Annotated in this window: 11 protein-coding genes; 2 read left to right on the top strand and 9 right to left on the bottom strand. The window is 44.2% G+C overall.

Annotated elements, in window-relative coordinates:
• Positions 1-7: 7 nt before the first annotated feature.
• The 8 genes from KUL49_RS17665 to trmJ form a co-directional block, all read right to left on the bottom strand.
• On the bottom strand, positions 8-1,594 hold the full coding sequence (locus KUL49_RS17665) for a LamG-like jellyroll fold domain-containing protein (protein ID WP_131138139.1): 1,587 nt from the start codon (positions 1,592-1,594) through the stop codon (positions 8-10).
• Position 1,595: 1 nt separating this feature from the next.
• A complete protein-coding gene (locus KUL49_RS17660; RefSeq protein WP_131138138.1) occupies positions 1,596-2,153 on the bottom strand; it encodes an RNA polymerase sigma factor in 558 nt (185 codons plus the stop codon).
• Between the two features lie 8 nt (positions 2,154-2,161).
• Entirely contained in the window at positions 2,162-4,447 is a 2,286-nt protein-coding gene (locus KUL49_RS17655; RefSeq protein ID WP_131138137.1) for an FAD-dependent oxidoreductase, read from the bottom strand.
• Entirely contained in the window at positions 4,440-5,645 is a 1,206-nt protein-coding gene (locus tag KUL49_RS17650) for a family 43 glycosylhydrolase (protein ID WP_131138136.1), read from the bottom strand. The genes KUL49_RS17655 and KUL49_RS17650 overlap by 8 nt, the downstream gene beginning before the upstream one ends.
• Positions 5,638-7,326, bottom strand: coding sequence for a sodium:solute symporter family protein (locus KUL49_RS17645; protein ID WP_131138135.1), 1,689 nt, complete (start codon positions 7,324-7,326; stop codon positions 5,638-5,640). The genes KUL49_RS17650 and KUL49_RS17645 overlap by 8 nt, the downstream gene beginning before the upstream one ends.
• Before the next feature lie 18 nt (positions 7,327-7,344).
• Entirely contained in the window at positions 7,345-8,754 is a 1,410-nt protein-coding gene (locus KUL49_RS17640) for a family 16 glycosylhydrolase (RefSeq protein WP_131138134.1), read from the bottom strand.
• Positions 8,755-9,280: 526 nt separating this feature from the next.
• Positions 9,281-10,105, bottom strand: coding sequence for a serine O-acetyltransferase (cysE, locus tag KUL49_RS17635; protein ID WP_131138133.1), 825 nt, complete (start codon positions 10,103-10,105; stop codon positions 9,281-9,283).
• Positions 10,106-10,110: 5 nt separating this feature from the next.
• A complete protein-coding gene (gene trmJ / locus KUL49_RS17630) occupies positions 10,111-10,875 on the bottom strand; it encodes a tRNA (cytosine(32)/uridine(32)-2'-O)-methyltransferase TrmJ (RefSeq protein ID WP_131138132.1) in 765 nt (254 codons plus the stop codon).
• Between the two features lie 255 nt (positions 10,876-11,130).
• On the opposite strand from trmJ, the gene suhB reads away from it, so the two are divergent.
• Entirely contained in the window at positions 11,131-11,907 is a 777-nt protein-coding gene (gene suhB / locus KUL49_RS17625; protein WP_014950183.1) for an inositol-1-monophosphatase, read from the top strand.
• Between the two features lie 157 nt (positions 11,908-12,064).
• Here suhB and KUL49_RS17620 read toward each other — a convergent pair whose 3' ends face one another.
• Positions 12,065-13,387, bottom strand: coding sequence for an acyltransferase family protein (locus tag KUL49_RS17620; protein WP_242633885.1), 1,323 nt, complete (start codon positions 13,385-13,387; stop codon positions 12,065-12,067).
• Positions 13,388-13,487: 100 nt separating this feature from the next.
• On the opposite strand from KUL49_RS17620, the gene KUL49_RS17615 reads away from it, so the two are divergent.
• A complete protein-coding gene (locus tag KUL49_RS17615) occupies positions 13,488-14,384 on the top strand; it encodes a LytTR family DNA-binding domain-containing protein (RefSeq protein ID WP_131138130.1) in 897 nt (298 codons plus the stop codon).
• Positions 14,385-14,413: the final 29 nt, after the last annotated feature.

Here is a 14,413-nt window from a genome sequence, read left to right as displayed (position 1 = left end):
TTGGCAATCATAAGTTGACACTATTTTCTTTCATAAGAGCTTGGATCTGAGCCTGAGTAAGTGCCGCCTCAAAAATGTACAGCTCATCTATCGCACCTTTAAAATAGTTTTGTGTTTCATGGTCGGCATGGGGATGATAGCCGATATTTCTCCCCACACTCAGTGGCCTGGAATCTGGATGGTTTAATTGGGTATTCACTTTTGCGATTGATTTATTTTGCGTTTTCTCTAATTTACCATCAACAAACAGCAATACATGAGTAGATATGTTTGATGATTCTCCTCCGTATAAAACAACCGCAACATGGTGCCATTTGCCATCACGTAAATCAGTCGAGCCTACTACTTGCGCGTTATATGTTCCTATTCTAAGCCGCCCTATTTCTCCGTTTGATAACTCTGGGTTAGGAGATATTTGCCACGAAGCGTAGTTTTGTTGAAGCCCCCAACTGACTATTCCATAAGCATTATCTATCGAAAAATCCTGTGGTACTTTGACCCAGAAACTGACAGTCCTCGGGTTATCATTGGCGACTCCTGGATATTCAGTAGAAAGCCAGTTTCCTTCCCCGTTTAGGGCTATCGCATTACCAAAAACACCATTAATCTGCATAACGGGCTCAAATTCCGATTCATCTTTAGCCGGATAGGATTTAGCTGACATCCCCCGACCACGAGAGGCAAAAAGCTGACTCTCACGTTCATCAAAAGACCAATGCAAAAAATTGGGGCGCACTGCGGAATTGCCTGGCAACACTCTCATAAACGCTTTGGGCTGATTAGCGATCTGTTCAATTTTATCTGCTAAATTGAATGCTAAGGCTTCATCTTTCTTAACATGTTGAAAACTCTGACTTCTATCCGCTCGGGCTTTAATTTCTCCTTCTAGGACATGAACTTGAGAATCTCCTGACTGACTAACGTCCACGCCAAATTCCGTACCCAAATCCACTATTTCGGCGCTGGGCGTGTCAATTCGAAAACCAATTGCATTTTTGGGAACTCGGGCAACTAGTCGGCCCTGACTTACCGTAACCCTGTCAGGTGAGTTCAGCGTTAAGCTAACGGGAGCTTCCAGCACCAGCACGACACCATTTTCAAGGGTCACTTCCGAATACCCTTCTGATAAGTGCAACTCTCCTGCGCCGAACGCTTTTCCTAAGGAGAAGAATGGATCTATAGTCGAAGTCGCAGCAACTTTAGTCACCGTCGCAATTCCTCGCTGTCCTTCAATGAAAGACATCGTGAACACTGCCCCCATTAGTAGAAATATACTGGCAGCCATCAACCAGGGTTTGTTTACCCAATTATTGGCATTTTGGCGCTCCAACAGCCTTTCGTTAATGACGTTAGACAACGATGTAGTATTGGCAGACTCAATATTTTCTTGTACTTCACGGCAAAATAATTGACTACTCTCAGCTGTGTCCACTTCGCCAGCGAGCAGACGATCCTGGGCTACCAAAGTTGCGATGTAGGGCAAGAGTTCAGGCTCACGCTTTATTTCTTTCAATAGCCGCTCGCTTACATCCTCACCTGCCAGATAAGCTGCAATCAACGCTTGCTGCTGTTTAGTTGGTTCAAAAGTCTGCATTTTAAGCACTCATCTTGTTTTCAACACATTCTTTCAATTTTTGGCGTAACCTGAACATTCGCATGGTCATAGTGGAATGCGCTATCTGATACTTCTTACACAACTCCGTCAACGAATAACCCGATGAAAAATGTTCCATCAGTAGTGTTCGCATGTCGGTGTTTAATTTAGCTAAACAAAGTCTCAATAAATCTAAATGCGTAGTCTCAATATCCGAGTTAAAGTCGTGCTCTATCTGAGCATTGATTAAGTCATCAAGTTCGGCATTGCCCCCTACCGCCACGGCCTTGTGTTTGCGTTGATAGTTCCTAAGCAAATTTATTGCGATACCGCGCAGCCAGGCGCCAAAGGACGTCCCAATGTCAAACTGAGACAATTTATTAAATGCCAGTATAAAGGTCTCTTGAGCAAGGTCTTCTGCTTCGTGAATATTACTCAACCGGACTCGCAAACAGGAACGAATTGGCGACTCGTAACGCTTCACTAATTCAGCGAAAGCAGAATGGTTACCCGATACAGCCAGTTTGATCAGATCAGACTCTTCTGTTTGCTCAAACATATTTCCCCTTACCAGACCTGAACTTCATAGATGGCTGCAGGAACATCTTCTGAGGGGTGCTCCACTTGCAGCACTAGCGCTGAAGTACGAACAGGCCGCGCTAATTCTATCCTATTTACAGTTTGATAATTGTCTTTAACCTCTGCAATCACTTCACCTTGAAACGTCATAATACGATAACTCTTAATACAAAAAGGTATGCGAGACTCCGGGTGCTCCATCAATACCGTTTCCAAAGCATGGTCATAATCACAGTCAAAGAAAAGTGTTATCCCATTAATTACTATGTCGTGATCCCATTCAAGCCTCAACATCGGATTTTTGTCAACGTAATCTGCAACCCAGGCATTGCTTCTTAGCCATGGCCTTAAGTGGCCATTAACCACCTGATCTTTGCTAAATATTTTTAAGGGGGGAGAAAAAGACATAGCCATGTTGTAACCGGCCGGCCTGCGAGTTGGTGTCCAGAACTCAAAGCTATCAATCCCAGAGCCCGATGGTGCCTCTTGAGCGCCATTGTTCGATACCGCTTTATGTACCTTATTATAAACTGTCATAACCCCTGTTACGCGCTGGTTAGACGTCTGTATTTCTATATTTTCATTGGCTAAAAAGCAAAAAAACGCATATTGCTCACTGACGTTAGACTCAGAGAAATCAAATTCTACGGTATGAAGACCCGCGGCTATCTGTTTTGATGAAGACTGCAAAACAACTTCTGGGGTATAGTTTTCGGTTTTTTGGCTTGTGCGCAATTCACAGGTTAGACTTGTGTCTTTAAGTGCCTTAACACTAACTGTAATTTTCGGTGCCGCGCCTGCTTCAAGCGGCACTAATTGAGCCGCAGACTGGTTGAGCAATAAATAATCATCTTGGGGCGTAAACTGCTCAAGGGCAAGTTCACTACTCACACAGATGTTTGCGTTAGTGGCTTCGTTTGATTCGGGATTAATTGGCACACCGGGAATACCATGGCCAGACAGGTTTAAACGTTGTTGCAGTTTCGTCATTTGTTCAGTTGCAAGCAAAGCTTTTGGTTTAAGCGCGAATTGCTTACACATGGCTGCGGCTTCGCCAACCGCTTGGCCACCATGGGCACAGGTGATCATCACCCGCGTCGATCCATAAGCAATATGACTTGCACTGATATTGCGCCCAGCAAAGAACAAATTGTCAATATCTTTGCTTAAAAAGCAACGATAGGGAATTTGATAGACACCTTTAGAATGAAACTGTGAACAGGCAGGTTTATCGCTGAAGACACCTTCAGAAGGATGGATGTCAATGGCCCAGCCTCCGAACGAAACTGCATCAAAAAAGAGTTTTTGCTCAACAATATCCTGTTGTTTAAGCATGTATTCGCCATTGAAGCGACGGCTTTCACGCTTGCCCGGTACAGTGCCAACCCATTCCAATGTCAAATTTTCTGTATCCTCGAATTTACCGCTGTTTTTGATGTAGTCCCAGATGCCGTATACAATTTTCCATAATTCCCATTTAATCTCTTCTGTTTCGTAGATGGTATCCCGGACGCCACCATATTCAACCCACCAGAATTTTATTCCGGAATCATCGCCTTGGATATTTTTTGAACGGGGAAGCGCACCGATTTGCTCATGTGTGTAAGCAAAAGCAGGTGCTGTATATTTCACAGGGTGGTCTACTTTCTTGCTGTAAAAAAATAGCGTATGACCGAGCAATTGATTAGATTCTACTTCTCCAGCTAATTGTTCATTAAACTCATTAGACGACTCAGCACCAATGCGAAAACTGGCGCCGGCATTAAAGCCTACAATGCCGTCACCGGTGGCATCGCAAAACAAGTCAGCGGAGATGACATATTGGGTCGAACTTTGGCTACAGAAAGCGTGAATACTGCTGATGGTAGTGTCACTGGATTTATTGACCTGGTATGCAGCTGTATTTAACAACAGCGTGATATTTGGCTCGGCAACAACTTTATCCAGTAAGATAATATCAAAATAGATAGGGTTGCCGTCTTTATTGGTATAAAGGTTTTCCAGCATGATTTCATCAATCACGCCACCTTCCCTAGACCAACGATTATTGTTACCCATGTGAGATGTTGCGCCCAGTGCCCATACCCGGACCTCACTGGAAGCATTGCCCCCCAACACAGGTCTATCTTGAACCAGCACAACCTTGGTTCCTGCTCTTGCGGCGGTAATCGCAGCGCATACACCGGCTAATCCGCCCCCTGCAACGACGAAGTCTGTTTCTAAATTTATAACTTTATTTGTTCGGGGCTTACTGCTGAATTCTTGTTTAATCATAGTGCTTATCTATCGAAAATTGTTCTTCGCGGCATGCTCGCTCGTCAGACGTTAGAGCTTGTGCAAAAAAAACGTCAGGAGAATGAATGACATCGGTTTCTTTTAGTTCTTTATTCGAACCATTTCGCATTAAATTGCAGTCGAAGCGAGCGATGAAACTGTGTTTGGTAGTGGGGTCGGCTTTATCTGAAAAATGACACATTCCCCATTGAATACCCTCAGAATTCTGCGCGTTGTTAAACGCATTTGGAATAAAAGGGCCTGCGGCAACAGGCATCATTGACGTTACGGACGCAATTGAAAACTGTACTCCGTCGGGCGAGAACTGAATGGTGTTGTTCTCGTTGCCATTGCGTGTAGCTAAAGCCGCAATTCCGTTTTCAAAAGGAAAAAATGCAGTCTCATGGCCGGAATTTAAGACGGGATTCAACGGGTGTTTCTTAAACGGCCCCAGTGGATGTTCGGCAATGGCTAAGCCATTCCCCACAAGATACTCAGGCCGTTCACCAAAAGCTGCTTTGTAATAGAGATAAATTTTACCCTGGTAAACCAAAGGATAGGGATCATGAATTGAAAACTGATCCCAGGCACCAGCTTCACCATTGGGAACGGTTTGTTCGTGGGTTGGCGCCCACGGGCCATCAGGGCTATCAGACACTGATACGGTTACTGGGCAATGATCGCCTTTTAAACCGCTAGCCTCCATAAAGGCCTGGTAATAAAGATAATATTTGCCTTCCCAAACCAGGATGTCTGGCGTAGAAACTGAACGCCACCCCAATAATGGTTTTTCAGGACGTTTGATAGCAACGCCCTGCTCTTCCCATGTAAACCCGTCTTTACTAGTGGCAAACCAGATTTCGGCCAAGTCCCAGTCAGTAGAAGGTACGGTATCTGAGCAATGCTCTGCCCCACGTGGCGGACTTATGGTATCTCGCTTGGTATACCACATGTAATAGCAACCATTTACTTTGATGATTTTCGAAGGGTCACGTCGTGATACCGTGCCATCGTTATTGCGATAATCTAAGCCTTCAACTTTGGTGTATTTAAAGCTGCTAAATAACGGGTTATCTTCCGGTCTCGGCGCTGCATAATTTTCGTAGAGTCTCTGCATAGCGAGACTCAAAGGCCTGTCTGGTTTAGTCGCCGGAATATTCCACGGAAAACTAGATAACGGTTGTTTACTTTTAGTCATCGTATACTGCTCCATTGATGCTCGCTTGACGAAATTTTGATAGTAAAAACAAACCGATGATAAATATAACAGCGCCCATGACGGCCACGGCAAGTTGACCACTCTTGGCAATTAAAGAAAGTGTGAGCATAATTGCCCCGGTAGCGGTAATACCAAACCCAATAACGCGCCCCCCTTTTTTATTTTCACTTTGGTGCTCTTGTGTAGTGACAGTGCTCGCAATCACATTTCGTTGTTCAGTTGCAGCCAACAATACTTGATAACCTGGAGCTTCCAGGTTGCGAGAGCGAAGTAAAACCTCAAACATAGATAAAACCGCGAGAGGCAGAAAGACACCAAGCATCATTTCTGCGCTACGAGACAAAGAAATATCAAGGGCCATTGGCGTGATAAATTTAAACGCAAAATTGACGATTAACGTAATTGCAGTGGTGGCCAAAATGGTTTTGCCGGTTTGATATCGAGAAAACAACAGCCAGATGGGCGGCAGAAATAAGGCCCCTCCGGTGAGAGCAGCTAAGGTCATCACCACTTCCACTACGCCCCCCAACTTGGGTACCATGAGGGCAAATGTGATAGTAGCTAACCCCAGGGCCGCTGTAGCTATACGACCGACTTTTACCAGAGACGCTTCAGAGGATTCAGGCTTAAAATGTTTGTAAATATCGTTAGTAATAACTCCTGCCGCTATGTTCAATGAGGTATTTATTGAACTGGACGTAGCAAAAACCATGGCCCCTATCATTAATCCTAACATGCCGGCCGGCAGAACTTCCTTACTCATTAAAAGATAGGCGCCTTCGTCTTCAAAACCGTTCAATTCAGGGTTCATTACTCGGTAGACCATGGGCGCAATCATCCAGACTATAGGGCTTATGAGATAAAGCCCGCCGAATAGTAGCCCCACTTTCTTCGCGTCGGAAGGACGTCTGACGCTGGTAAAACGCTGTATGTAAGCCCAATTTCCAGCGATCAAAAATACGTTGTAAACACCAAAGGAAAAGATAAACCCCCAACTGTACTCGCCGCTCGTAAGCGCAAAATAATTATCTGGTGCCATTTCAATGAAGTTGCTCAACCCACCAATTTTATCCAAGGACAGGGGTACGACAATAAGCACGGCGGTAGTCAGTACCACAAACTGTAAGATGTCAGTAACAACGACAGCCCATAAACCACCTACTGTGGTGTAAAACAAAATGATGAGACCTAGAACCACTATGGTGACTTCGATATTGATACCGGTAGAGACTTCGACGATTTTCGCTACCGGATACAAAAAGGCCCCCGTGGAGAAACTGGCGATACCTAAAAATATATAGGTATACACTTTTTGAACCCGACTGCCTAAGCGGTCCTTTATAAACTCGGCAGCAGTCAACACCCGGGTTTTCTGCCATTTTGGCGCAATAAACAAAGCGATGAGCACGCCTGCCAGACACATTGTCCATTGAATTGTCACGGCAACCCATCCATGTTTATAAGCAATGGACCCCCATACAACAAAGGTGCCTGCGGAAAAAAAGCTCATAAACAACGACAAGCCACTCATCCACCAAGGTAAAGCGCCTCCGGCGGAAAAGAAGGTTTTGGTATTTTTGCCTGAACTTGAGAAGCTAAGTCCACAGCCAACCACAAGCAAAGTAAAAATGATAACAACACTTATATCTATCATATTCATGTTTTCATTTACCTACGCTTACATGGAGCTCTTTTTCTGATAGTAACGAACGTAATCGATCGTCATTGCCGTGCCGTCTAAATCCTCAGTGATTTCACCAGAATAGTTTTGTTTAAGGATCGCCAGGCTAAGTAATATTGCCGTATCACTGAAGCAAACATCGTTTCTAACGGTGTAAAACAACTTCCCATCAAAATAGAAGCGCAGGTAGTCCTCATCCCATGCCACCCCATAGGTATGAAACTCTTCGCCAAAGTTAGCAATTTCACTGGATTGATATTCGTGCACTACCTGCCAATTGCCATTGGCAAAATATTCAATGGTAAAGTCGGTCATCAAATTTCTGTTTGCTAAACCGTCCTCGAGCCAGCCATTATTAATGCCATCGTCTTTTAACAAACCATTAACCAGTTGTATGCCGGACACATCCTGCTCAAAGGGAAAGTCGAACTGAATCCACTTAGTTCCTTGAGAATTTGACACCCAACGGGAAGCGAGTATGTCGTCAGTCATAAAGCTCTCTTTGGCATTCTCAGTCCAGGAACTGCCACTATGAGTGATCTGTACATCGTCCTGTGCTGCTAAATTGACAACAGAATCCGGTAGTTTTTCCATGGCGATAGGCAATTCGTTAACGCTGGGGCCAAATAACCTGAACTCTCGTAAATATACAGATTTTGGATTCTTCGACGTCAATCTAATTTTTGTTGTTTTTACTGGCTCATCGAGCTGTATAGAATGGACGGGTTCACCGTAGAACGTATGTGCTATTTGATTGTTGTAATGCTTTAGACCGCCGCTGGCGGTTGTCCATTTATCAGTCCAGTTATGTACATTTGAATTGACTACATTTGGGAAGTGACCTTCGTTTATATCTATCTCGCAGCGTTTTTCACCTTTTGGAGAGCCATGTGCTGGCCACAGCCAAAATGAATTATTGGTTGCTGGAGCAGCGGCATATTTGTAACGCGCTTCAAAATACCCATAACCAAAACTCTCTTTACTCCACACATTACCCGTTGTCCATTCCTGCCCTGCGCGCGTTTCCTTCCTGGCTTGAAGTTCCAAATTTCCATCCACAACCACGGCGTTTTCCCGCCAACGACTGCTGGCAACTAACGGGTGAGCAGTAGGCCCGTTTTGCGATATCCAATTATTTTCAAGTTCGTCGTTGGGATAATCAAACTCGTCTTGCCAAACTAGCGTCCATTGTGAATAATCAAACGTACCTCCCGACACTTTGCTCTCAGGCTTCATAGTGTCGTCTCCTGGTGGAAAAAGGTTGTCACCTTTGTAACTGACAGATTGCGTACTCGATTGTGTAACTTTGTCACCAGTATCGTCTTGCATTACATTTAATTGCTCTGTTGAACCACATGCCCCAAGTATCAAACTTGTTGCCAACACTATTATCAATGATTTATTCATTACAATGAGTTACCTTTAAAAATGCAGCTATTGTCATTAGAGGAAAAATACAGGCGTAAACTTTCACTTTTCTTGAGCGCTCTTCCCGTTGCGCTGAAAAAACTTGATCTTATTAATAATGTCTTGAACGCTCGGATTTGACACATACACAGATAAATTAGTGTAATTAAGTGTTTATGGGGTAAGGTAGGTAATCGTTAACTACTTCGTTGTAGCGTCTATCGTGAGACGCTTACGCAAAGTTAAGGATTCGAAATATATCGGCTATTGCAGTACAGAAACATGAGAAAACTTTGATGTTTTTTTCAAGAAAATGTAGCGTGGACTCACAATTTTAGGCTAGGTGCATATAAATGTTCTCACTATTTGTTTGATACGTGAAATTACACGTCTTTCACAATGTGATGTTGGAGTGTTACGCGAGTCAATACAAATATTAACTCATTGTAAAAGAAGCCTTTTGGCTAGTGTTGCTGTGTAGAGGCAGAATATCGGTAGCCCTATAAAAACAAATAGGGCTTTTGCTTTAAATTGCTGGATCGAAGGAAGAATGGGCTTTTTCGCGCTCTTGAGTCTCTGTTAAATCAAAGCCCGTTTCTGCGAAATCTTCAGCGCTAATATTGTGTAAATTATCGGTACACACATCGCCACCTAGCGACTGAATGACCTTGCACATCTCTTCCACTTTGGTGTCCATTTGGTGCATGTGCTCTAGCATTATGCCCATCGCATTGGCCACAGGATCAGGGTTATCTGGCGCGACAGCATAGGCATCAAAGCCGTATTTCTGGGCAATTTTATCTCGCTCGGGGTTTACCGACGCATTCATCTCTTTTTGCTTAGATATTATAATGCGACCGGGGATCCCCACCGCCGTAGCGCCATCTGGAATATCTTTAACGACCACAGAGTTAGACCCTACTTTAGCATTTTCACCTATAACAATAGGCCCCAACACTTTGGCTCCAGCCCCAACAACTGCGCCTTTTTTAAGGGTTGGGTGGCGCTTACCTGCTCTCCAGCTAGTGCCTCCAAGAGTAACGCCGTGGTAAAGGGTGACATCATCGCCAACTTCTGCTGTTTCACCAATAACCACACCCATACCGTGGTCGATAAATACCCGTCGTCCTAACGTGGCACCGGGATGAATTTCAATCCCCGTAAGCCAGCGGCTAAAAGTTGATAAACTGCGTGCCAACCATTTCCATTCAGCTTTCCATAGTTTGTGACTAATGCGATGCAGCCACACTGCATGAAGGCCTGGATAGTTGGTTAGCACTTCAAAGGTATTTCTTGCCGCTGGGTCGCGATGAAATACACCTTGAATATCATCTTTTATACGGGCGAACATAATATTTACTCTTTTTCTTCTATCGTTGGTGCAGGGTCTGCATCGCCTGAGTTAGCATTCTTCACCGATTTATCGATAGACGCCAATATACCGCGTAATATATTAAGCTCTTGAGACTCAGGACGTGCTCGGTTAAACAAGCGGCGCAGCTTAGTCATAACCACACCCGGGTGACTTTTACGAATGAATGACGTGCCTTCCAGCGTGGTTTCCAAATGCGTATAAAAACGCTCTAAATCGTCATTCAGTGGATATTCTTCCTCAATGCTTGGATAGGTTTCGCGATTTAGATAGGCCATGCGAATTTCATAACAAAGAGTTTGCACTGCTGCTGCTAAATTAAGTGAGCTGTATTCAGGGTTAGCTGGAATACACATATGGAAGTGACACTGCTGCAGCTCTTCATTAGTTAAACCACTGTTCTCACGCCCAAACACCAAGGCTACCGGGTACTTTTCTACTTCTTGGACCAGCTTCTCGCCACAGTCGCGCGGGCCTAACATAGGCCATGAATGAGTGCGAGAGCGTGCTGACGTCCCTACTACCAAGCCACAGTCTTTAACTGCCTCTTCCAGCGTGCTTACAATTTTCGCGTTAGCAAGCACATCACCTGCCCCTGCCGCCAATGCACTGGCTTGACCGTCTGGCTCATTTACTGGGTCGACAAGATATAAGCTGCTCAGCCCCATGGTTTTCATAGCTCTTGCTGTCGAGCCGATGTTTCCCGTGTGAGACGTGTTAACTAAAATAATGCGAATATTCTCGAGCATGCGTGTAATACCTACGTACTTATTTGGATAGCGTCTTTAATTCGATAATACGCGCTTTTGGCGTACTATCTTACAGACCTTAATAGCGCGAAGTTTAACACAGCGGCAGTATAGATGGCTATTCACGCTATTGTGCTGGGATTTCATTTGCATCGCGCATAGATTCTGGTAGACTCCGCCCGTTTTCGAAAACAACTAGCTATTTTTTGTACAGTTAGTTTGTTTCATTGGTCTTTTACAATTGGTGGTTTATCTATGCATCCTATGCTGAATATTGCGGTGCGCGCTGCGCGTGCGGCTGGAACAGTTATTGTTCGTGGTTTTGAAAAACATAATGAAGTAGCGACAGAGTCAAAAGGCTTAAACGACTTCGTTACTCAAGTTGATAAAGAAGCGGAACAAGCAATTATTGCCAAAATTCAGCAGTCTTACCCGAACCATTGCTTCCTAGGTGAAGAATCGGGTGAAGTTTTGGGCACAGAAACTGATTATCAGTGGATCATCGATCCACTAGATGGCACCACTAACTTTGTAAAAGGCATTCCTCACTTTGCCGTTTCAATTGCACTTCTTCACAAAGGTCGCTTAGATCAAGCGGTTGTTTTCGACCCAATTCGCAGCGAACTATTCACCGCGAGCCGTGGTCAAGGCGCGCAACTTAACGGTTATCGTATTCGTGCTTCTAAGCCTCGTGATCTTTCTGAAACCATTATTGCTACTGGCTTACCGTTTAAGAACAAGTCTCAATTTGGCGAGTATGCACTAAGCCTTAACAAAATTTTCCACGAAGTGGGCGACATTCGCCGCGCAGGTAGTGCAGCGCTAGACCTTGCTTACGTTGCAGCTGGCCGCCACGACGGTTACTGGGAGCGCGGCATTAAATCTTGGGATATCGCAGCAGGTGAGCTTATTGTTCGTGAAGCTGGCGGTTTGGTAACAGACTTTAAAGGCGGAAACGACCCTCTTCACAAAGGTGAAATTGTTGCTGGTAGCGTGAAGGTTGTTCAAGGCCTAGTTAAGCATCTTAAGTAAGAAGCACCTTAAGTAAATCGCTCGTAAGCACATAAACTGAGCCGATAAACCAAGCACAGTTAAACAGTAAAGGCGCTATGACACGAATGACGTGACATAGCGCCTTTTTCTTTTTCTCACTTATTGGTTTCGTTATACCTGCGGTATCACACCGCGATTACGAAAATTTTAAATTTCGCTGAGTGGGTAATGAGCTATGCGGACTGGTGTTTAACTTTAGGCCAAACAAAAATCTAAGTATTAAAAAGCGCTTGGCGACTTCGTATGTCAGTGCGCACCCCACAACGGTTATTAGCATTATTAAAATAAATTCTCCGAGTGTCGACGATACACTGGAGCTCAAAAAGAACGCCGCCACCACAATTATCGTTTGATGCACCATATAGTAAGGCAACACGCCTTTGTTCAAATAGCTCACCACCTTACTCGGGTTAGACAAATATTTTCGACCAAACCCCAATATTGCTGCCAACCATGCCCAGTGATTAAGTACAACGATTACACCAACCAAAACACGAAACCCATGAGACGACTCCATCAACTGCCCTGTAGGGCCTAGCAAGTCGTGCCGAACTAAAATTATGACGCTGTAAAGTGCTATCGCAATGGTTAAGCTTACGTAACGGGACCTCATAATTGCAGCATACAATGCGGGTCTAAGCACAATCACAATACCTACCAACATCACAAAAAAGTACTTTGCATGACTATACCAATCATTAAGTAAGTCGTGAGACGTGGGATATGCTACTCGTAGCTCCAGCCATATGGCAGTCATGCTCGTAACTACTAACACGCTAAACAGCGCCAAACTATCGAGTACTCTCAACGCCCTTACTTCCACAAATCTGATAAGCGGGAAAAACAGCAATATGAAAGCGCTATACACAAAAAGGTAAGGTAAAAACCAAAGGTGATTCCACGTCAGTAAGCCAATTACCGATTGTTTGTCGATAAACAAGTCAGTATTTGGATTAATGTAAGCAACGTAGAACTCGCTAAACGGCATGGCTAGTGCTCCGCTTACTGTCCACTCTACATAAACTTGTGGCGCGACGATAACAAACATACCGAATACAAGTGGAATTAATATCCGCAACGCCCTCTTCCCCAGTAGTGAAAGGGATACACGCCAGCGAGAGGTCGTTTGGCCATAAGCGCGGCGCAGCACGACGGTAAATACCATGGCAGAGATCAGAAATAATAAAGACATACGCCATTGGTTGGTCAATATCATCACATCTTGTAGTAGTGGAAATTGCACGTCGCTTGTTATATGCCAGCCCCACTCTAAAACGTAATACATTCCGATGTGATAAAAAATGAGTACACCAAACGCGATGACTCGCAGTGCATCCAACTCGAAATAACGCTGAGCGACAGGACTCTCGACCACGGCCTTCTCTCTCGCCTCCCCCTTTGAAGTTCTGTTAACAAACGTTGCTTCCTGATCAACATATGCTTGCGTCAATGTCCTCACTCCTATTCAATAGTGCTTAACTAACATGTTGCATCTAATGTGATAGACGTCCGACAGCAAACGCCTAAGTGACAAGAATTAAAGGAAAAAGGGTTAAGCGGTGAATAACTGGGATGAAAAATGGAGTCAGTTTCTTAGGGATTCTGAATCAAAACATAAATACGCTGCATTTGTTTTGCTTACAGCCTATTTGTTTATAAACAATTCAATCAATGCTGCGTCTAGTTGGACTGAATTTTCTCGAAGCGACAATAACAACGTAGCACTTTGGGAGCCGTACGTTTGGGAATACTCGAGTGCTTTGAGCACCGCTTTGCTCGTCATCCCATTAATTATCGCTATACGTATACTCGATCAGAAGGTAAAAGTGGGAACGACATGGCTTGGGTGGCATTTTGCCTTCGCCAGTTTATTTTCAGTAGCCCATGTATCATTAATGGTAGCATTTCGAAAGCTCGTCTATTTATTCTCTGAACGCAATTATGACTTTGGGATATGGCTCAATGAGTTCATCTACGAATATCGAAAGGATGTATGGGGCTATATTACTCTGATTACTTTTTACTATATTGCACGGTTTGGCTATCAACGCTTAATTGGTGAAGCATCACCTATTGCACGCGACACATCACAGATAACGAATGACAACGTGGCCAGCACCTTACCTGACTATTTATTGGTGAAAAAGCTCAATAAGGAGTTTTTGGTTCAAGTCACTGACATACAGCGAGTAGAAGCCTCAGGAAATTACATTAACCTTCATACTCACGTGGGCGTTTACCCCTTGCGTTATACCCTTGGCCGGTTTTGTGAAGAAGGAGCGCATCAAGGCTTTATGCGAGTGCACCGGTCGCACGCAGTGCGAATACCTGCCATTGTGTCTATAAGTTATGAAGAAACAGGGGATGGAACAATAATGCTCAATAACGGTCAATCAGTAGCGCTTTCCAGGCGATATAAAGATGATCTGAAACAAGCATTAGCCCCCAATCAATAGTAAATTCCACTTTTGATAAAGCATAAAAA

The sequence above is a fragment of the Alteromonas sp. KUL17 genome (assembly GCF_006538305.1).
Lineage (GTDB): Bacteria > Pseudomonadota > Gammaproteobacteria > Enterobacterales > Alteromonadaceae > Alteromonas > Alteromonas macleodii.
This window is presented reverse-complemented; position numbering and strand designations above follow the sequence as displayed.

Coding starts and splice junctions, on each gene's coding strand:
- KUL49_RS17665 (WP_131138139.1), bottom strand. CDS start 1,594: ATGCAGACTTTTGAACCAACTAAACAGCAGCAAGCGTTGATTGCAGCT.
- KUL49_RS17660 (WP_131138138.1), bottom strand. CDS start 2,153: ATGTTTGAGCAAACAGAAGAGTCTGATCTGATCAAACTGGCTGTATCG.
- KUL49_RS17655 (WP_131138137.1), bottom strand. CDS start 4,447: ATGATTAAACAAGAATTCAGCAGTAAGCCCCGAACAAATAAAGTTATA.
- KUL49_RS17650 (WP_131138136.1), bottom strand. CDS start 5,645: ATGACTAAAAGTAAACAACCGTTATCTAGTTTTCCGTGGAATATTCCG.
- KUL49_RS17645 (WP_131138135.1), bottom strand. CDS start 7,326: ATGAATATGATAGATATAAGTGTTGTTATCATTTTTACTTTGCTTGTG.
- KUL49_RS17640 (WP_131138134.1), bottom strand. CDS start 8,754: ATGAATAAATCATTGATAATAGTGTTGGCAACAAGTTTGATACTTGGG.
- cysE (WP_131138133.1), bottom strand. CDS start 10,105: ATGTTCGCCCGTATAAAAGATGATATTCAAGGTGTATTTCATCGCGAC.
- trmJ (WP_131138132.1), bottom strand. CDS start 10,875: ATGCTCGAGAATATTCGCATTATTTTAGTTAACACGTCTCACACGGGA.
- suhB (WP_014950183.1), top strand. CDS start 11,131: ATGCATCCTATGCTGAATATTGCGGTGCGCGCTGCGCGTGCGGCTGGA.